The following is an 18,957-nucleotide window of genomic DNA, read 5'->3' on the forward strand; positions in this document are numbered from 1 at the left end:
GTGCCCCAGAACCCAGCCGACAACGCTGGTGTTTCACGTGAAACACCAGCGGGCGCCTATGGAGATCTGCTCGATGTTTCACGTGAAACATCAGCGGGACCCGCGGTGAGCCAGTCCCCTGTTTCACGTGAAACATGGCATGGCGACACGACCCGCGAAGGCGTCCCCGACACCCCCATTGCCCGCGCGGCGCATGCCGCGATGGAGGTTCGTGGGCACGAGGACCCTTGGCCTCGCCCCAAGTCCTGCCGGGTGATCAGCGTCGCCAACCAGAAGGGCGGGGTGGGCAAGACCACCACGACGGTGAACATCGCCGCCGCCCTGGCCATGCACGGTCAGCGTGTCCTCGTGGTCGATCTCGATCCGCAGGGGAACGCGTCCACCGCTCTTGGTATGGAACGCGACAACCAGACCCGGTCCATCTACCACTGCCTGGTCGAGGACGAGGAGATCCGGAAGCTGGCTCAGCCGGTCCCGGACATCCCCAACCTGTGGTGCGCCCCGGCCACCATCGACCTGGCGGGCGCGGAGATCGAACTGGTCTCCCTGGTCGCCCGTGAGGCCCGGCTCAAGCGGGCCTTCGCGGCCTACGACACGTCGGACCTCGACTACATCCTCATCGACTGCCCGCCCTCGCTCGGCCTGTTGACGGTCAACGCGATGGTGGCGTGCGACGAGGTCATGATCCCGATCCAGTGCGAGTACTACGCGCTGGAGGGGCTCGGTCAGCTGCTGCGCAACGTGGAGCTGGTCAAGTCGCACCTGAACACGGGACTGTCGATCACCACGATTCTGCTGACGATGTACGACGGCCGGACCCGGCTCGCCCAGCAGGTGGCCGACGAGGTGCGCTCGCATTTCGGCGAGCTCGTTCTGGACACGCTGGTACCGCGGAGTGTTCGTGTCTCCGAGGCGCCCAGTTACGCGCAGTCGGTCATGACCTACGACCCCACGTCCACCGGCGCGGTGGCCTATCTGGAGGCGGCTCGCGAAATCGCCTTCCGGGCCGAGGGGCTCAACGCCGGCTGACGGTGGTTGTTTCACGTGAAACACTCCGCTCGACCGGCGAGGCCGGTCGAGCGGAAACACGCAAGGAGTGTGGAGGGAGTTGCCGGTGAGCCAGCAGCGGCGCGGACTGGGCAAGGGACTGGGGGCGCTCATTCCGCAAGGGCCGACCGCCCCCGCGCCGGTGGAGAGCGTTCGTGAGACGACGGTGCCCGCCGTCCCCGAACCCCCCGAGGTTCAGCAGGGCCCGGTGGAGATGCCGGACGGGACCTACATGGAGGAGCTCGAGCTCGCCTCGATCACCCCCAACCCCCGTCAGCCCAGGACGCACTTCGACGAGGAGGCCCTGGAGGAGCTGAGGGACTCGATCATCGAGGTCGGTCTGCTTCAGCCCGTCGTGGTCCGCAAGCTTGAGGGCGGGGACCGCCCCCGCTACGAGCTGATCATGGGGGAGCGCCGGTTCCGGGCGAGCAAGCTCGCGGAGCTCGAGCGGATCCCCGCGATCGTTCGGAAGACGGACGACGACGAGCTGCTCCGGGAGGCTCTCCTGGAGAACCTGCACCGGCAGCAGCTCAACCCGCTGGAGGAGGCGGCCGCGTACCAGCAGATGCTGGACGACTTCGGCACCACCCAGGGGGAGCTGGCCCAGCAGGTCGGTAAGTCGCGTTCACACATCGCCAACACACTGCGTCTGCTCAACCTCCCCGGGAAGGTGCAGACGCGGGTGGCGGCCGGGGTGCTCAGCGCGGGCCACGCGCGTGCGCTGCTGACGATCGACGATCCCGAGGCCCAGGAGCGCCTGGCCAAGCGGGTCAACGACGAAGGTCTGTCGGTCCGCTCGCTGGAGGAGATCGTCGCGCTCCGGGAGATCCCGGAGGAGGAGAAGCCCCGCCGGTCCGCCGCCGGTCGGATCAGCAACCCCCCGCAGGTCGAGGAGTGGGCGACGCGGCTGGGCGACCGGCTCGACACCACCGTCAAGGTGGACATCGGCCGGAAGAAGGGCAAGATCGTCGTGGAGTTCGCGACGATGGAGGACCTGGAGCGGATCATCAGCCAGATGGGCCAGGACAACTGACGGACCGCGAGAACTGAGCTTCCACCCTCGCGTGCGATGGCGGTGTTTCACGTGAAACGCCGCCATCGTCGTGTCCGGGCCAGGACGTCCGGGCAGAGGGTCCGGGAATGGCCGCCGGGGCTGGTGTGCGGGGCCTGTTTCACGTGAAACAGGCCCCCTCGAAACGCCAGGAGCGACGTGGGGGAGGGTGGGGGCGGCTGCCCTTGGGCGGACTGGCAGGAACGGCGAGAGGCCCCCAGGTTCGACCTGGGGGCCTCTCGGCTCGCGTGTGCTCGGTTCCCGGACCTACAGGAACTCGGCGAGCTCCTGCTCCAGGAGACGCTTCGGCTTGGCGCCGATGATCTGCTTGACGACCTCGCCGTCCTTGTACACGTTCATGGTCGGCAGCGACATGACGTTGTACGCGCGGGGGGTGTCGGGGTTCTGGTCGGTGTTGATCTTGACGACATCGATCTTGTCGCCGTGCTCCTCGGCGAGCTTGTCCAGGACCGGGGCCATCTGCTTGCAGGGGCCGCACCAGTCGGCCCAGAAGTCCACCAGGACCGGCTTGCTGTTCTCGAGGACGTCCGCCTTGAAAGTGGCGTCGGTGGCGTTCTTGACGGTGGACACTGCTTGGTTCTCCTTGGTTCGACGAAACCGGATGGAAGGTGCGGGGAGGTTGGTTCGCTGCCCGACGGGCGCTAGTTGCCCATCTCGGCGAGGAAGCGCTCGGCGTCCAACGCGGCGGAGCAGCCGGTGCCCGCGGCGGTGATCGCTTGGCGGTACTGGTGGTCGACCACGTCGCCCGCGGCGAAGACGCCCTCGAGGTTGGTCCGCGTGGACGGTGCGTCCACCTTCACGTAACCCTCCTCGTCGAGCTCGATCTGCTTCTGGAAGAGCTCCACGCGCGGGTCGTGGCCGATCGCGACGAACAGACCGGTCACGTCCAGGGTGCTGGTCTCGTTGGTCTTGTTGTTGATCAGCTTGAGCCCGCTGACGCGGTCCTCTCCGATGACCTCGGTGATCTCGGTGTCCCAGAGGAAGGTGATCTTGTCGTTGGCGAAGGCGCGCTCGGCCATGATCTTGCTGGCGCGCAGCTCGTCACGGCGGTGGATGACCGTCACCGACTTGGCGAAGCGGGTGAGGAAGAGGGCCTCCTCCATGGCGGTGTCGCCGCCGCCCGCCACCGCGATGTCCTGGTCGCGGAAGAAGAAGCCGTCGCAGGTGGCGCACCAGGAGGTACCCCGGCCGGACAGTTCCTTCTCGCCGGGGATGCCCAGCTCGCGGTAGCCGGAGCCGGTGGCCAGGATGACGGTGTGCGCGAGGAAGGTCTCACCGCCCGCGGTGACCTCCTTGACCGGCTTGGTCAGGTCCACGTCGGTGACGTCCTCGGGGACCAGCTCGGCGCCGAAGCGCTCCGCCTGCTTGCGCAGGTTGTCCATGAGGTCCGGGCCCATGATCCCGTCCGGGAACCCGGGGAAGTTCTCGACGTCGGTGGTGTTCATGAGCGCACCACCGGCCGTGATGGACCCTTCGAACACCAGCGGGCGCAGTTCCGCGCGCGCGGCGTACACGGCAGCGGTGTAACCCGCCGGTCCGGAACCGATGATGATGACATTGCGGACGTCACTCACGCTCTAGGCCCTTCACACAGTCGCTGCCCGGCCACGGTGGCGTGACAGGGGAAGATGGTTAGCACAACCGATGGTAGGCGCACCCCATTCCCGCCCTGACATCCGCCCAGCGTACGGGGGCGGGGTATAGATCTCAGCCCCGTTGCGGGCCTCGGCCCAGGGCCGCTCGGACCGCCAGGGCCAGGCCTCCGGAGACGGCTCCCCAGAGCGCGTTGGTGAGGAGTACCGACACCACCGCGAACGGGTTGGTGATCGGCCCCTGGAGCTCTCCTAGGAGGAACGGGGACAGCACCGCGCTCACCACGATCGCGAGCACCCCGTAGGTCACCCCGGCGCAGACGAGGGTGAGGAACGGGCGGGGGGCCCGGGCCACGACCACGGCCGCGACCCAGGCCGCGGTGATGAGTACGGTCGCCCCCAGCTGGGCCCAGGGCGAGCCGATCGCCTCGGAGACTCCGGTGGCGCTCATCAGGGGCCGCAACAGGGCGAGAGCGCCGAGTGCGAGCACCAGCGACCACGGGATGCCGCTCAGGGTGTTCTGCTGTCGGTCCATGACTGGTTCCCCTCCTGTTTCGCTGCTGTCCCTTCGGACGTTACGGAGGACACCGCCCCCGGGGCGTCCGCCACCGCTCCCTTTCCGGTACGTCGAAACGCGTAGCCGGGCGCGCGCGCAAGAGCGGGTGCCCGCGGGGCGCGCTCCGTAGAATCGCCGCATGCCCGACCACTCCGGCTCCCCCGATCGTTCTGGCCGCCAGGCCGTCATCATCGACGTGCTGCTGGGGTTCGCCGTCTTCGCCGTGGTGGCGATCGCGATCGGCGCGGATATCGGCGGCGGTGACCCCCACCCGGCGGTGGCGTACGGGTTCGCGGCGGCCCTCGGCCTGCTCATGCTGGTTCGGCGCAGGTGGCCCATGAGCGTTCTCCTGGCCACTTCGCTGCTCCTGATCACCTACTACGTCGTGGACCTCCCCGTCATCGGCCTGGCAGTCCCCATGGCGGCCGCCCTGTACTCCGCGGCCTCCTTCGGCCGCACTTCGTGGACGGTGGGAGCGGCAGTTGCACTGGTGATCGTCTCCACATCGAGCAGGGCGCTGGAGGGTCAGGACCTCGCCTTCCTCCTCGGATACGAACTGGCGTCGACAGCAGCGATCATGGGGGCGGCGATCGCCCTCGGGGACGGGGCGAAGCAGCGCCGGGAGGGTGCCCGCCAACGCGAGCGCATCGCGGAACTGGACCGTCAGGCCCGGGAAGCGGAGTCGGCCGAACGCCTGGCCCGTGAGCGCGCCCGGATCGCCCGGGACCTGCACGACGCGGTCGGCCACCACCTGTCGGTCGTGTCCCTGCACACCGCGGTGGCCGGGGAAGCCCTGGAGCAGGGCGCGGTGGACCTGCCCGCGGCCCGCACGGAGCTGGAGCACGTCGCCCAAGCCGCCCGGGAAGGGCTGCGCGATCTGCGCTCGACGGTGCGCGCGCTGCGCGGCCCCGGGAGCGGGGGAGGGGCCGGTGGAGGACTGGAACAGGTCGCGGGCCTGGCCCACCTGGCGGAGCTGGTGGCCTCGGTTCGGGCCGCCGGCCTGGCCGTCGAGGTGAGGGGGAACGCTGTCGGGGAGGGTTCCCAGGTGCTGTCGGGGCTGCCGGGGCTGGTCGACGCGACCGCCTACCGCGTGGTCCAGGAGGCTCTCACCAACACCATCCGGCATGCGCGGGCCCGCGGCGCCGTGGTGCTGATCGAACGTGCGGAGGACGCGCTCGAGGTGACGGTCACCGATGACGGGACGGCCGCCCCCACCGATGAACACGGCAAGGGCACGGGACTGGCCGGGATGCGCGAGAGGGTACGGATGGTGGAGGGAACACTGGAGACGGGAGCCGCCCCCGGCGGCGGGTTCCGCGTGCGCGCCCGGATCCCCCTCGGAGGTGACGCGTGACCAGGGTCCTGCTCGTGGACGACCAGGAGCTCGTGCGCGCCGGGGTCCGTTCGCTGCTGGAACGGGACGGCGACATCGAGGTGGTGGCCGAGGCCGCCGACGGCCGCCAGGCGTTGGCGGAAATCGACCGCTTCCGACCGGAGGTGGTCCTGCTCGACCTCCAGATGCCCGCCGTGGACGGTCTCGACGTCCTGCAAGAACTGGAACGTCGACGTGTCGACACGTCGGGGCGCCGACATGTCGACATCCGGGTCGTCGTCCTCACCACCTTCGGCGAGGACGACAACGTGTTCGCCGCGCTGCGACTGGGCGCGGCCGGGTTCCTGCTCAAGGACGCCAAACCCCGCGAGCTCAGGGAAGCGGTCCGCACGGTCGCGGCCGGGGACGCCCTGCTCTCACCCGGGGTGACCCGGAGCGTGATCGAACGCCTGGCCGCCACCGCGCTCCCGCCCGGGGCCGCCGCCCGCCTGGACGTCCTCACCGATCGTGAACGCGAGGTCCTCGCCCTGGTCGGCCGCGGGATGTCCAACCAGGAGATCGGCGGGCACCTTCACCTGAGCCCGGCCACCGCCCGCACCCATGTGGGCCGCCTGCTCGCCAAACTCGGCGTCCGCGACCGCGTGGGGCTGGTGGTGCTGGCTTATGAGACAGGGTTGGTCCGCCCGGGAAACGGTTGAGAGCAGACCCGTTACAGCGGTTGCTCGGCGAGGATCCCGGAGTCGAAGCTGCCGCCCCGGGCGCACTGGCCGGGGTCGAGCACGACAGCGGATGCGCCTTCGGTGTCCCGGGTGAACAGGACCCACGCGCGCTCGGCGCCGTCGCCGGAGTCGAAGTACGCCTCGTCGACCAGGGTGATCCGGACGCCGTTGGCCTCCTCGAAGCGGGTGACGCACTCCTGTGCGCCGGCAGGCAGGCCCTCCACGGCCTGGGCGCCCATGTCCTCCTCGGCCCCCTCACCCTCCGCGGGCCCGGCTTCTGCCGCGGACAGGACGGCAGCCGCCTGGGCGCCGAGACCGTCCTCGGTGTAGACCGTGCCGCTGGCCACCGACTCGGCGGAGTAGGACTGCGCGGTGTCGGGCGCGGCTTCCTCGGCGTCCTCGTCCATCAGCGGTGAGGCGACGCCGCTCTCCTGCTGGCCGCCCATCACCCCGTTGATGATCGCGGCACCGCCGCCGACCACGAACACGGACGCGGCGGCGACCGCCATCAGGTGCGGCAGGCCGAAGCGACGGCGTCGGGCGGCGATGGGAACGACCGGGGCGAGCGCGTCGTCCGCGGGTGTTCCGGGTGCGGTGCTCTCCGGGCCGTAGGGTCCGGGCACGGGTGTCTCAGGCGCAGGTGTCTCAGGCGCAGGTGTCTCAGCTGACGAGGCGGCCGCCGAGCGTTCGTTCACGGCTTCGGCGATGCGGCCGTCGAGGAGGTCGGCGACGTCCTGCGGCAACGCGGGTGCGGGTGCCTCGGCGAGGACACGGGTGACTCCTGAGAGCTCGTCGAGAGTGGTGGCGCAGTTCGCGCAGGTCTCGATGTGGGCGGCCACGGAGCGTTCTTCGTCAGGGGCCAGAAGGTCCTCAGCGAAGAAGGCGAGTGCCTCCACGTCTGGATGGGACGTCACGATGGGTTGGCACCTCCTCTCCCAGATGTGACGTCTCGGGGCGGCCCAGGGTTCCTTAGATGGGCCAGCGAGGGAAGAAGTTTGGCGCGACCTCGAGCACATCTGCTCTTGACCGTGCCCGAGGCGACCTCGAGGATTTCGGCGGCCTCGTCCACCCGGTAGCCGAGCATGTCCACGAGGGTCAACGCCATGCGCTGTTCCAACGGTAGGAGCTCCAGGGCGGCGTGCACGTCCAGGCGGGCCTCGGTCTGCGCCGCGTGGTCGTGGCCGCCCCCTGAACGGCTCAGGCGTTCGTTGGAGATGACGTCGAGGGTCTCGTCCTCGGTCGGGGTGGCCGGGCGCACCTTGCGCCGTCTGAGGCGGTCGTGGCAGGCGTTGACCACGATGCGATGCAGCCATGTCGTGACCTGGGCGTCGCCCCGGAAGCGGTCGGCTGCGCGGAACGCGGACAGGAACGCGTCCTGGAGGGCGTCCGAAGCTTCCTCCGGCTCGCCCATCATCCGGATGGCGACAGCCCACAGGCGCTCACGGTGGCGGCGAACCAGTACCGCGAACGCCTGCTCGTCACCCTGAGCGTGTCTTGACAACAGCTCCTTGTCAGGAAGCTCCTGGGACGCGTCCATCAGCGCTGATCACATACCCCACAACTAGAACTAGGTCCCGCGTACCTCGACCTCGTTAATGGTCCCACGCCATTCTCCGTCGTTCTCCGGGAGCTCGGTGAACCAGACCAGGACGTACCGTCCGGTCGCGCTCTCCTCGAGGGTGAGGGTCTCTTCACCGCTGACGCTGCCCGACCACGCGGTCGGGAGGTTGGCGTCCAGGCTTTCCTGATCGCTGACCTCGTCGCTGTCCCCGACCCGGATATCCACGCTGTGAGTTCCACCGGAGAGCAGCAGGTCCACCTCGTGGACCTGCCGGCTGGACTCCAGGTCCAGCAGAAGGCCGACGCCCTCCTTCTGCATCTCCAGGGGGTCCCAGTAGCCCTGGGTCCTCCAGCTGCTGTTCGGGTCGTCGTCGAAGGCGAGGTGGGCGTTCTGGGAGTGCTCGTCACCGTCGCCGTTCGGCATCGGGTCGAAGCCCCGGGCCCCGTTGATGTCGAAGACCGTCAACTCCGCGCCGTCCGGCTCGTCCTCGGTCGTGCTGGCACTCGGGTCGACGGCCTCGTCCGAGCCGGGGTTGAACGACGATCCGACCTGCCAGGCCCCGACGACGACGGCGGCGAACAGTGCCACCGCCACCGCACCGATCAGGATCCGTTTGGCCGAACCGCCCTTGTCGCGGGTGGCCCGCTGGTCCATGCGGGAGGGCGCCGGTCGGGCGCCGTTGCTCCGGGCCGGAGCCGAACCGTTGCGGCTGCTGCGCCGCTGGCTGTTGGTGGCGTCGAACTCGCCCGTGCGCCGGGAGGTGCCGGGCTCGGGCTGCTGCGCGGTCTCCGCGGGGGAGACCGGCAGCGGGATGAGTCGCGGCACCGCGGCCATGGCCGAGCAGAACTCGGCGGGGCTGGAGATGGGCGGTCCGGGCACCATCTGACCGACCAGCTGCGGCAGTGCCGCGCGGGTGGTGATGGAGGCCAGGGGCTCGCTCACGCCCTGCCGGAGCTGGCCGGGCGGGTAGGGGCCCATGGGCCCCTGCGGGGCGCCGGGCAGACCGCTCTGCGGACCGCCGGGCCAGTAGCCGGTGAGCGCCGCGTAGAGCAGGTTGCCCAGGCCCTGGGCGTCGATCGCGCCGGGCTGGGGGACGTTGTTCCCCAGCAGCGCGGCGTCCACGCCGATACCGGTGACCTTGACCGCTCCGCCGCTGCTCCACATGAGCTTGCTGGGGGACAGGCACAGGTGGTGGAGTCCCTGGGCGTGCGCGGCGGAGATGGCCTCGGCCGCCTCGGCGACCAGGCCCGCCGCGCGCTCGGGCTCCATCGGTCCCTGTGCCAGGAGGTCGGCGAGGGAGGAGCCGATGACCCATTCCTCGACGACGTAGGGGACGGGTGAGGTGTCGTCGGCGTCGAAGACCTGGGTGACGCGGGCGTCCGGGATACGGCTCGTGGCCCGGGCCGCGCGGACCACCTCTGACGTGCGCGGGAATCCTTCGGCGAAGGTCCATACCGCGACCGGACGCGCGAGCGTCTCGTCGGTGGCCTTCCACCGGGTCGCACCACCGGTCTCGCTCACCACGTGGTCGAGTCGGTAGCGGTTGGCCAGCTTCGCCCCGGGTTCGATCAGGAAGGTGCTCATGATGGGAGTGACGGGCGCCAGTGCCGCTGGGTCGCGTGATGCCGCAGTGGGCGCACGCGAGGGGGTCGGCCCTGTCTGCTGTCCCCAGCCTCCCTTCGGGCAGCTCGGATAAACGGTGCTCTGGCGGTAAAGCGGTGTCTGTCCATGCTAGGACGCCTGAACAGCCTCTTTGGAGGACATCGGGTACTCAGTCACCTTCTGGGACGTACCAGGGTGCGACTACCCAACGTCATCCATTCCAGGTGATCAGCGGCGTCGCAGCCGGGTTCTGACCAAATCCAGGAACGATGTGACTTCGGTCACATTAAGGAACTTGGCGGCAACCACGAACAGTACGGCACCGACCAGTCCTCCGGCCACCATCGACGCGAGGGCGGGCCACAGATCCCCCGGCAGACCGTTGAAGACGACGATCATCAGCACGCTGAACGCGGCCGCCGGGATGGTGGCCACGTGCAGCTTGAACAGGGTTGACGCGGTCTTGCGGCCGTCCAGCCCGTTCAGCCTCTTGTGCAGCATGTACCACATGATCACCGAGCCCACGATGTAGTAGAGCCCGTACGGCACCGGCAGCCACACCACGATGTGCTGCGGGCTGTCGGCCATGAAGTACAGCAGGCTGATCGCGGTCACCGCGTGGGCGATCTCGGAGGGGATCGAGACCAGGGCCGGGGTACGCGTGTCGCCCAGCGCGTAGAACACGCGCATCTGCAGCTGGAACAGCGTGAAGGGGATCAACATCACGCAGAAGACCATCAGGATGCGACCGATCGCGGCCGCGTCCTCGGCGCTGGTGCTGCCCTGCGCGTAGATCATCACGCAGAAGGGGACCGCGAAGACGATCATCGCCACCGCGATCGGCACGATCAGCACCGACGACAGGCGGAAGCCGCGGGAGAAGTCGCTGCGCACCTGGTCCTTGCGCCCGGCCGCGACGTGTTCGCTCATCCGGGGCAGCAGGGCAGTGATCACCGAGACGGCGATGATCGCGTACGGCAGCTGGAAGAGCATCGAGGCGAACTTGTACGCCGCGATACCCGAACCCGTGTCGTAGCCGAGCTCGGCGGACATCGAACCCGCGCGCGTGGCGACGTTGGTGGAGACGAGCGCGCCCACCTGGGCGACGACGATGTAGAGCATCATCCACGAGGCCGCACCGGCTGCCTCGCCCAGCCCGGAACCGCGCAGGTCCAGGCGGGGGCGCCAGCGGAAGCCCGCGGCCCACAGCGCCCACAGCAGCACGGCCGCCTGGACGACCTGGCCGAGCGCGGTACCCAGGCCCAACAGGGCCAGCTCGCTCTGGGTCACGGTCTCCGGCGTGCGTCCCGGCCCGGCGATGGACAGGAACCACAGGCAGATGCCGATGATGACGATGTTGTTCACGACCGGCGCCCACATGGGAGCGCCGAACTTGTTGCGCGCGTTCAGCATCGCGCTGGCCAGACCGCTGGCACCGATGAAGAAGATCTGGAGCACCAGGTACCGGGCCAGGACGACGGAGACGTCGTACTGCGCCCCGCTGAACCCGCCCGCGTAGATCCGGATGAACCACTCGGCGATCAGCACCGACACCAGGGTCAGCACGAACAGCGCCAGCAGCATCAGGGTCACCAGGCGCTGCTCGGTCTTGTTCCCGCCGTCGGCGTCCAGCTTGCGCCGCTTGACCAGGAACGGCACGAACACACTGGCCAGCAACCCGCCGATGAGCAGGTCGTAGATCATGTACGGGACCATGCCGGCGGTCTGGTAGGCGTCACCCAGCAGCTGGGTGCCGATCGCCGCCGCCAGCACGATGGTGCGGACGAAGCCCGTGACACGGGAGGCGATCGTGCCCACCGCCATGATCGCGGTCGACTTCGCGATGTTGCCCGGACCGGTGTGGGACGAACCACCGATCTCGTCGCCGTCCTCCAGGCCCGCGCGGTCCGCGGTACCCACGTCACCGATCTCGCTCGGGTCCCGGACCGTCTTCAGGCCGGTCTCCGGTTCGCTCCGGGGCTCGGAACGCTCGTAGGCGTCGAGGACGTCCCCGGGCATCACCAGGTGACGTCTGGAGGAATCCTCAGGGGGTTGCTCCGGTCCGGGCTCCGGACCGTCGGCGTGCTGACGGGGGTGATCGCTGGACACCGTCGGGTGGTCCTTTTCTGGCAGGGACGACTACGGAACTCCGACGGGGCAGGGCCGGAGGGGGTCACGGCATCTAACGACGCAGGCGGCCGCGGATGAGTTCCACGGCGGCGCTCAGCTCGGGCACGCGCAGCAGACGGGCGGACACGAGGAAGAGCAGCGCGCCGGCGACGCATCCGACGACGGGAGCACCGATGTAGGTGATGAGGCCGGGCCCGACCTGGGTGTCGAAGAACCAGAGCACACCGAAGCCAGCCGCGATGCTGGGAACGACGGCCAGGTGCAGGCGCAACAATGTGCCAATCACGTGCTTTCCGTCAAGTCCCCCGATGCGCCGGCTGAGGATCTGACCAGCGATGGTCAGGCCCGACAGGAACGACACCATGAAGCCCGAAGCCACGCCGACCACGACCAGGTTCGGCGGCAGGAGCAGGTAGGCGACCAGGGCCAGACCGCTGTGAACAGCGAGGTTGGCCGCGCCGATGAGGGCGGGGGTCCTGGTGTCACCCATGGCGAAGAACACGCGCAGCATCAGCTGGAACACGGTGAACGGCAGCATGCCGAGCGACATCACGGCGAGGATCTGGCCGATGGCGGCCGCGTCGGCGATCGAGACCGATCCGCGGGCGAACGCCAGGATCGACAGCGGCTCGGCGAACATCGCGACCGCGAAGGCGATCGGAACCAGCACGAACGCGGAGATCCGCAGGGTGCGGGAGAAGTCCGAGCGGACGGCCTCCCAGTCGCGGTCGTCGGCGTGCGCGCTCATCCGGGGCAGCAGCACGGTGATCAGGGAGACCGCGATGATCGCGTAGGGCAGCTGGAAGAGCTGGTACGCCAGGTTGTAGGCGCTGATACCGGCACCGACGTCCAGGCCCTGCTCGATGCTGGCCACGTTCGCCGCGTTGGCGATGTTGGTGGTGATCCACAGGCCCGCCTGGGTCAGCAGGGTGTAGAGCATCATCCACCCGGCGGTGCGCATCGCCTCGCCCAGCCCGGATCCGCGCAGGTCCAGGCGGGGGCGCCAGCGGTAGCCGGTGCGGGTGAGCGCGACGAACAGCACCAGCGCCTGCAGGGCCATGCCCGCCGCGGTGCCCGCGCCCAGCAGGGTGAGCTCGGCGGTGGTGACGGTCTCCGGGGTGCGGCCCGGGCCCGCCACGACCAGGAACATCGCGGCCACGCCCATGATGACGACGTTGTTGAGCACCGGTGCCCAGACCGCGGCGCCGAACTTGCCGCGCGTGTTGAGCATGGCGCTCAGCAGACCGCTCAGACCCACGAAGAAGATCTGGGAGAGCAGGAAACGGGCCAGATAGACCGAGGCCTCGAACTGCAACGGGGTGAACCGGGATCCGTACAGCCAGATGAGGACCTCGGCGGCCGCGATCGCGGCCCCGGTCACCAGCAGCAGCGCCAGCACCATCGAGGTGAACAGGCGGTCCTCGGTGGCCTTGCCGCCGTCCGCGTCCCGCTTGCGCCGCTTGACCAGGAACGGGATGACCACGGAGGCCATCAGGCCGCCGATGAGCAGGTCGTTCAGGATGAAGGGGATCGTGTGCGCCGTGTGGTAGGCGTCACCGAGCAGGTGGGTGCCGATGGCGGCGGCCAGCACGATGGTGCGGGCGAAGCCGGTGATGCGGGAGGCCATGGTGCCCACGGCCATGATCATGCTGGAGCGCATCATCCCGCCGGACCCGGAGTCGGACCCGGGGGCTGAGTCGGAGTCGGAGCCCGGTTCGGGTCCGGATCCGCTGCCTGACGCGGGGGCGGGGAGCTCGCCCTCCTCGAAGGAGGGGGCGGGTCCGCCGGAGGGGCGGAGAGGGCTCTCACCCGGCATGGCGCCCTCGTAGGGGGACCTGCGGTGCTTGGGCGCGTAACGAGGGGGCTGCTCGTCGCCGTTCGGGGAGTCGGTGACCACCGTGGATCAGGGTTCCTTTCGTCCGACTGGGAAGGTTCGTGCCGCGGCGCCGCGGGGGCGGCGCCGCGGATCAAGAGGTGGCGGTCACTTACCGGCGCCGCTGCCGTCCGGTCGGCTCCCGCTGTCCGGCTCCGTACCGGCGGGGGTGTCCGGCTCGGCTCCCCGGGGAGTGTCCGTGTCCTCGTCGGAGCCGGCCCCGGCGGAGGTCTCCTCCGCCCCGGGGGCCTCGGATCCTCTTCCCCCGGGCTCCGCAGGCTCCGCGGTTCCGGTGCTTTCGGCCTTGGTCTCGGCGTCCTCGGCGGCTTCGGATTCCTCGGTGTCCTTGGCGTCGCCGTCGCCGTCGCCGTCGCCGTCGCCGTCCTTGGCCGTAGCCGTAGCCGCAGCCGCGGTGGCGTTGGCCTTGGCCGCCTGCTTGCGGGCCCACTTGCGCAGCGCGCGGGGCGCCAGGGCCGCGATCAGGATCAACAGGCCGATCCCGCTGATCAGCAGCGCCTGGGTACCCAGGCCGGTGGCGTTCACCTGGATCACGGTGTCCTGCGAGCTGATCGGCTCGCCCGCTGCGTTCTGCAGACTGACCTGCACGTTCGTGCTGCCGTTGATCCGGGCCGACAGCGGTACGTAGACCGTGGTCCTGGCCCCGGGCGCGATCTCGAAGTGGTGCGTGTACTCGCCGATGCTCAGCCGCTCGGAGTTCTCCGAGTACAGGGACAGATAGACGTAGACGGCCTCGTCCTCGAGGTCGTTGGCCACGAGCACACCCGTGGTTCCGGTGCTGCTGGCCAGGGTGACCGGGTCGCCCGGGATGACGCGCACGTCCTCCCGCCGGCTCTGCACGCTCCGGCCCACCAGGGCGCGGGTGGCCCCGGCCATCGCCTCGCGATCGCGCCAGTACACCGACTCCAGGCGCACGAGCGCCGGGCGGAAGGGATCGCTGTCGCCGACCAGGATGCTGTTGAACAGGCGCACGTCCCGGCCGACGTCCTCGATCTGGCCGAGGTAGGTGGAGCTGAGCTCGTCGCCGTAGGCGTGGTCCGGGTAGGTCAGCCCCTTGCGGGTCTCCTCGCGGTCCTCGGCGTCGGACAGCTCCACCCGGTCCAGGCGCTCGGGGGAGAGCCAGGGGAGGCTGGCGGTGGCGTCCAGGACGCCCGCGGCGAATTCGGGGCTGGGGTCCCAGCCGGGCGCGGGCGCGGCGATGACCACGCGGTCGTCGCCGGTGCTCTCCCCGGCGATCATCGCGGTCTCGGCGGCGAAGCGCTGGAGGGCCAGGGTGGACTCGCCGGGCTCCCACGAGGGCATGGAGAGCACGTCGGTCAGGCCGGAGTCGGAGACCAGGGCGTAGGGCTCCTCGCCCTCGGCCTCGTCGCCGCTCGCGGGGAGCGGGGCCTGTGCGGTGGGGGTGGTGGAGATCCAGGAGGCGGGCGGGACGGCCTCTTCGTTCAGCAGGAAGCGGTGGGCGCCGTTCTCGGTGAACAGCTCCTGGACGTTCTCCTCCATGATCCCCTCGGCCGGAACCGCGAACCGGTCGTCGGCCGAGAGCCCGAGCGAACGCGCCAGGGCCTCCTGCCCGAGCCGCAGCGAGGCCTGGGCGTCGGAGTTCATGTCGTTGCGCAGCAGAGCGGCCAGGTCGGTGTTGGCGTAGGGGGAGGCCACCACGGTGTCCGCGGCCAGGACCTCGCGGGCCTCGCGCAGCCATACCTGGGCGGCCGTGTGCGGGTCCTGCGTGTGTCGGACCGGCTCCTCGGCCGGGTCCGTGAGGAGGTCCTCGATCACCTCGTGCTCCGCCGTGGCCATCCGGAGGATGTCGTCCAGTGTGCTGGGGTCGACCGCCCAGGTCACCGGGATGCCCTCGGTCCGGGCCGGCGGGGCCTCGCCCTCCTCGTCCGAAGCCTCGGCGTCCTCGCCGTTCTCGTCCTCGTCCCCCTCGTCTTCCTCGGGGGTGAGCGAGTCGGCGTCCTCCTCGGCGGTGGCGTTCTCGGCCGGGACCTCCTCCGGGGCCTGCGCCTCCTCCAGGCCCAGCTCCTCGATCAGGTCCTCGTCCCCGGCCTCGAAGGACAGGGGGACCTGCGCGCCGGACTCGAGTAGGCGTCCCAGCCGTCCCCCGGCGCCGACGGAGCCGTGGAGGTCGTCGCTGAGGAAGGTGTCGTCGTCGGCCCGCTGGGGGTCGTCCATCAGCGGCCAGACCCACGCCAGGTCCACCGACGGGACGTCGTCCTCGTCGGAGTCGGCGGTGTAGGGGAGGAAGGTGTACTGCGCGCCGAGGGCGTCGCCGTCGCCGTCGACCGCCTCGATGATCATGGGGTACACCCCGTAGGAGCTCAGGCCGAGGTCCTCGACCGGGGTGCTCAGCGAGTACTCCAGGGTGCCGTCCGGCACCAGCTCGCCGTCGAACTCCTCATCCGGCCCGGAGGCGTTGGGCTGCCAGTCCTCACCGGTGGCGAACTTGTCCAGCTCGTCGCGGGAGGTGAAGGGGTGTCTGGAGTACCGCATGCGGACGGTGACGTCCTCGACGGTCTCTCCGGTGGTGTTGGTCACCTCGCCCGCCACCCGCAGGGTGCTGTCCTCACCGATGGTGTCCGGGGTGATCCGTTCCACGACGAGCGGGGCCGCCGACCCCTCCTCCTCGGGCTCCGCCGATGCGGACGAGAGGGTGGCCGGTATCGGAAGCAGAGCGGCGGTCATGGCCATGACCGCGGCCGCGGAAGCAGTTCGACGCAACGCTTGGTTTCCTGATTCGGGTCCAGGTGTCCGTCCCGCCAGGGATACGGAAGGTGGGGCGGGGTCGGTCGGGGTGCCCGCGCGGCGCGCTTGGCGGAAGCGGGGCTGGTGGCCTCGGACTGACCGTGACGTGCCACCACTCCACCCGAAGATACCGCGTTCCCCGAACCCCGGTTCTGGTCCGACCCGTTGTTCGCGGGACGTGGTCGGCCCACCCTTTCATCCACCGGGGGTTCCGCACCAGAGCCGCCACGGCCCCGCGGGCGTATCGAAAGGGTCTCCGTCGCACCGAATTGATTCGCGGTCACCCCGTGGGGCCGCCTAACCTGCGTGGTGTGCCGAACACAGAGTTTTCGCGTGAGAACGACGCTGCCCAGGACCCGTCCGCCCAGGTGAACACGTCCGCGGGCGCACTCAGCGGTGCGCAGCGGGCGGCGGTCACCGCATTGGTCGACTCGATCCAACCCGTCGCGGAGGAACTGGGCGACCGCTTCGACTCACACGACCAGCAGCTCGCCGTCGTGGGCGGGCCGGTCCGCGACGCGCTGCTCGGACGCGCCTCCAACGACGTGGACCTCACCACGGACGCGGTGCCCCAGCGCATCCTGGAACTGATCGACGGCTGGGCGGACTCCGTGTGGACCGTCGGCATCGAGTTCGGCACCGTGGGTCTGCGCAAGCGCGGACTCCAGCTGGAGATCACCACCTACCGCAGCGAGGACTACTCGCCCAAGTCCCGCAAGCCCGAGGTGTCCTACGGCACGAACATCCACGACGACCTGCTGCGCCGTGACTTCACCGTCAACGCGATGGCGGTGCGCCTGCCCAGCCAGGAGTTCGTGGACCCCTTCGGCGGCCTCGAGGACCTGCGGGCCAAGGTGCTGCGGACCCCGGGCCGCCCCGAGGACTCCTTCAGCGACGACCCGCTGCGCATCATGCGCGCGGTCCGCTTCGCCGCCCAGCTCGGCTTCTCCCTGGCACCCGAGGTGGCCGAGGCCGCCCGGAACATGGCGGACCGGCTCGCCATCGTCTCGGCCGAGCGCGTGCGCGACGAGTTCATCAAGCTCATGCTCAGCCCTGACCCCCGCCGAGGTATCGAGCTCATGGTGGACCTGGGCATCGCCGAGCACGTCATGCCCGAGATCCCCAAGATGCGGCTGGAGATCGACGAGCACCACCGGCACAAGGACGTCTACGAGCACTCGCTCACCGTCCTGGACCAGGCCATGGACCTGGAGCGCAAGCGCGGCCACGAGCCCGACCTCGTCCTGCGCCTGGCCGCCCTGCTGCACGACATCGGCAAGCCCAGGACCCGCGCCTTCGAGGGCGGCAACCGGGTGACCTTCCACCACCACGAGGTCGTCGGCGCGTCGATGAGCCGCAAGCGGATGAACGCGCTGCGCTTCCCCAAGGACGTGACCGCCAACGTGAGCACGCTGGTCGCGCTGCACCTGCGGTTCCACGGCTACGGCAAGGGCGAGTGGACGGATTCGGCGGTGCGCCGCTACGCCCGCGACGCCGGGGACCAGCTGGAGCGGCTGCACATCCTGACCCGCGCCGACTGCACCACCCGCAACCGGCGCAAGGCCGCCGCGCTGGCCCGGTCCTACGACGACATGGAGCGCCGTATCTCCGAGCTCGCCGAGCAGGAGGAGCTGGACCGGATCCGGCCCGACCTAGACGGCAACGAGATCCAGGAGATCCTGGGCGTCAAACCCGGTCCGCTGGTGGGCAAGGCCTACCGGTACCTCCTGGAGCTGCGTCTGGAGAACGGCCCCATGGAGAAGGAGAAGGTCGTCGCCGAGCTGCGCTCCTGGGCGGCCGAGCACCTGGAGCAGGAAGGCCGCCAGGAGAAGTAACCGGCGGAGCGGGCCGGAGCGGTTCGGATACCGGGCCCGGCTCAGAGACCGGGTTTGACCGCGGTGACCGCCATCGCCGCGCCGAAGACCCGTAGCGGTGTGCCCTCCAGAGCCCCCGAAGCGCCCTGGAGGGCCTCAGGGACAGAGGGCATGAGGTAGTCGATCGCGCGCACCCGCAGGCCGTGACCGCGCAACAGGCGGCCGAGCTCCTGGCTGCTGAAGGACCGCGCGTGCGACATACGCTCGTGCAGCGGCCGAACCCAGGGCAGGAACGGCGCCGTCAGCCCGGAACGCTGCCGCTCTCCCCACCGGACCCCGTTCCGCTCGAACGGGAACCACCGGTTGGAGGTGGTCAGCGAGAACGCGCCGCCGGGCCTGAGTACCCGGTGGACCTCGGCCAGCGCGCCCTCCAGGTCGTCGAGGTGCTCCACCACGTCGAAGGCGGTGACCCGGTCGAAGGTGTTGGCGTCGAAGGCCAGCGCCTCGGCGGACATCTTGTGCACGCCGACGTGGTCCTCCAGCGGGGTCCCGGCGATGCGCGCGCCCAGGGCGTTGAGTCGCTCGGGGTCGACGTCGACGGCGTCCACCCGCACATACCCTCCGGCGAGCGCGAGGGCGTGGTCGCCGTCCCGGCAACCGACGTCGAGCAGCCGGTCCCCGCGTACGGGCAACTGGCGACGCACCGCCCCGACCCGCCTGGCGACCGCCCGGACCCCGAAGGCGTCCGAGGGTTCACCGAGTCCGCAACCTTCGCCCATGGCCACCATCCCCCGCTCTATGAATACCTGCGGGGGACACTACATCAGGTGACGCTTTAATTACGGATCGATGCGGCGACATGTCGATACGTCGCCTGTCCCGGCTCCGTCCACCT

The 18,957-nt window shown here is 69.9% G+C and carries 15 protein-coding genes; 5 read left to right on the plus strand and 10 right to left on the minus strand.

Features of this window, described 5'->3' with window-relative positions; genetic code table 11:
* Positions 1-201: 201 nt before the first annotated feature.
* Entirely contained in the window at positions 202-1,029 is an 828-nt protein-coding gene (locus NE857_RS00860; protein ID WP_254419356.1) for a ParA family protein, read from the plus strand.
* 85 nt (positions 1,030-1,114) lie between these two features.
* Entirely contained in the window at positions 1,115-2,080 is a 966-nt protein-coding gene (locus tag NE857_RS00865; protein ID WP_254419357.1) for a ParB/RepB/Spo0J family partition protein, read from the plus strand.
* A 285-nt stretch (positions 2,081-2,365) separates the two neighbouring features.
* Here NE857_RS00865 and trxA read toward each other — a convergent pair whose 3' ends face one another.
* The 3 genes from trxA to NE857_RS00880 form a co-directional block, all read right to left on the minus strand.
* The gene (gene trxA / locus NE857_RS00870) at positions 2,366-2,689 is read right to left on the minus strand and encodes a thioredoxin (RefSeq protein WP_017579449.1); all 324 of its coding nucleotides are present in this window, start codon (positions 2,687-2,689) and stop codon (positions 2,366-2,368) included.
* A 71-nt stretch (positions 2,690-2,760) separates the two neighbouring features.
* Positions 2,761-3,693 (minus strand): thioredoxin-disulfide reductase, encoded by a 933-nt coding sequence (gene trxB / locus NE857_RS00875; RefSeq protein WP_254419358.1) that lies wholly within the window; start codon positions 3,691-3,693, stop codon positions 2,761-2,763.
* A 133-nt stretch (positions 3,694-3,826) separates the two neighbouring features.
* The gene (locus NE857_RS00880) at positions 3,827-4,246 is read right to left on the minus strand and encodes a hypothetical protein (RefSeq protein WP_254419359.1); all 420 of its coding nucleotides are present in this window, start codon (positions 4,244-4,246) and stop codon (positions 3,827-3,829) included.
* 160 nt (positions 4,247-4,406) lie between these two features.
* Here NE857_RS00880 and NE857_RS00885 point away from each other — a divergent pair, with 160 nt between their 5' ends.
* Positions 4,407-5,621: a sensor histidine kinase gene (locus tag NE857_RS00885; RefSeq protein WP_254419360.1), complete on the plus strand. Its 1,215-nt coding sequence runs from the start codon at positions 4,407-4,409 to the stop codon at positions 5,619-5,621.
* Entirely contained in the window at positions 5,618-6,298 is a 681-nt protein-coding gene (locus NE857_RS00890) for a response regulator (protein ID WP_254419361.1), read from the plus strand. The genes NE857_RS00885 and NE857_RS00890 overlap by 4 nt, the downstream gene beginning before the upstream one ends.
* Positions 6,299-6,309: 11 nt before the next feature.
* Here the strand turns inward: NE857_RS00890 and NE857_RS00895 are convergent, their stop codons facing one another.
* From NE857_RS00895 to NE857_RS00920, 6 genes are all read right to left on the minus strand, one after another.
* Positions 6,310-7,215: an anti-sigma factor gene (locus tag NE857_RS00895; protein WP_254421830.1), complete on the minus strand. Its 906-nt coding sequence runs from the start codon at positions 7,213-7,215 to the stop codon at positions 6,310-6,312.
* A 14-nt stretch (positions 7,216-7,229) separates the two neighbouring features.
* Positions 7,230-7,856: an RNA polymerase sigma factor SigM gene (gene sigM / locus NE857_RS00900; RefSeq protein ID WP_017579442.1), complete on the minus strand. Its 627-nt coding sequence runs from the start codon at positions 7,854-7,856 to the stop codon at positions 7,230-7,232.
* Between the two features lie 30 nt (positions 7,857-7,886).
* Positions 7,887-9,464 (minus strand): protein kinase family protein, encoded by a 1,578-nt coding sequence (locus tag NE857_RS00905; RefSeq protein ID WP_254419362.1) that lies wholly within the window; start codon positions 9,462-9,464, stop codon positions 7,887-7,889.
* 246 nt (positions 9,465-9,710) lie between these two features.
* Positions 9,711-11,591: a murein biosynthesis integral membrane protein MurJ gene (gene murJ, locus NE857_RS00910; RefSeq protein WP_425572147.1), complete on the minus strand. Its 1,881-nt coding sequence runs from the start codon at positions 11,589-11,591 to the stop codon at positions 9,711-9,713.
* 73 nt (positions 11,592-11,664) lie between these two features.
* On the minus strand, positions 11,665-13,509 hold the full coding sequence (gene murJ / locus NE857_RS00915; protein ID WP_254419363.1) for a murein biosynthesis integral membrane protein MurJ: 1,845 nt from the start codon (positions 13,507-13,509) through the stop codon (positions 11,665-11,667).
* Between the two features lie 84 nt (positions 13,510-13,593).
* Complete coding sequence (locus NE857_RS00920; protein ID WP_254421832.1) at positions 13,594-16,194, minus strand: DUF6049 family protein; 2,601 nt, start codon at positions 16,192-16,194, stop codon at positions 13,594-13,596.
* A 365-nt stretch (positions 16,195-16,559) separates the two neighbouring features.
* Here NE857_RS00920 and NE857_RS00925 point away from each other — a divergent pair, with 365 nt between their 5' ends.
* Positions 16,560-18,083, plus strand: a complete 1,524-nt coding sequence (locus NE857_RS00925) for a CCA tRNA nucleotidyltransferase (protein WP_254419364.1) — start codon at positions 16,560-16,562, stop codon at positions 18,081-18,083.
* A 41-nt stretch (positions 18,084-18,124) separates the two neighbouring features.
* Here the strand turns inward: NE857_RS00925 and NE857_RS00930 are convergent, their stop codons facing one another.
* Complete coding sequence (locus NE857_RS00930; RefSeq protein ID WP_254419365.1) at positions 18,125-18,841, minus strand: class I SAM-dependent methyltransferase; 717 nt, start codon at positions 18,839-18,841, stop codon at positions 18,125-18,127.
* Between the last annotated feature and the right edge of the window lie 116 nt (positions 18,842-18,957).

This window comes from Nocardiopsis exhalans, assembly GCF_024134545.1.
Taxonomy (GTDB): Bacteria; Actinomycetota; Actinomycetes; order Streptosporangiales; family Streptosporangiaceae; genus Nocardiopsis; species Nocardiopsis exhalans.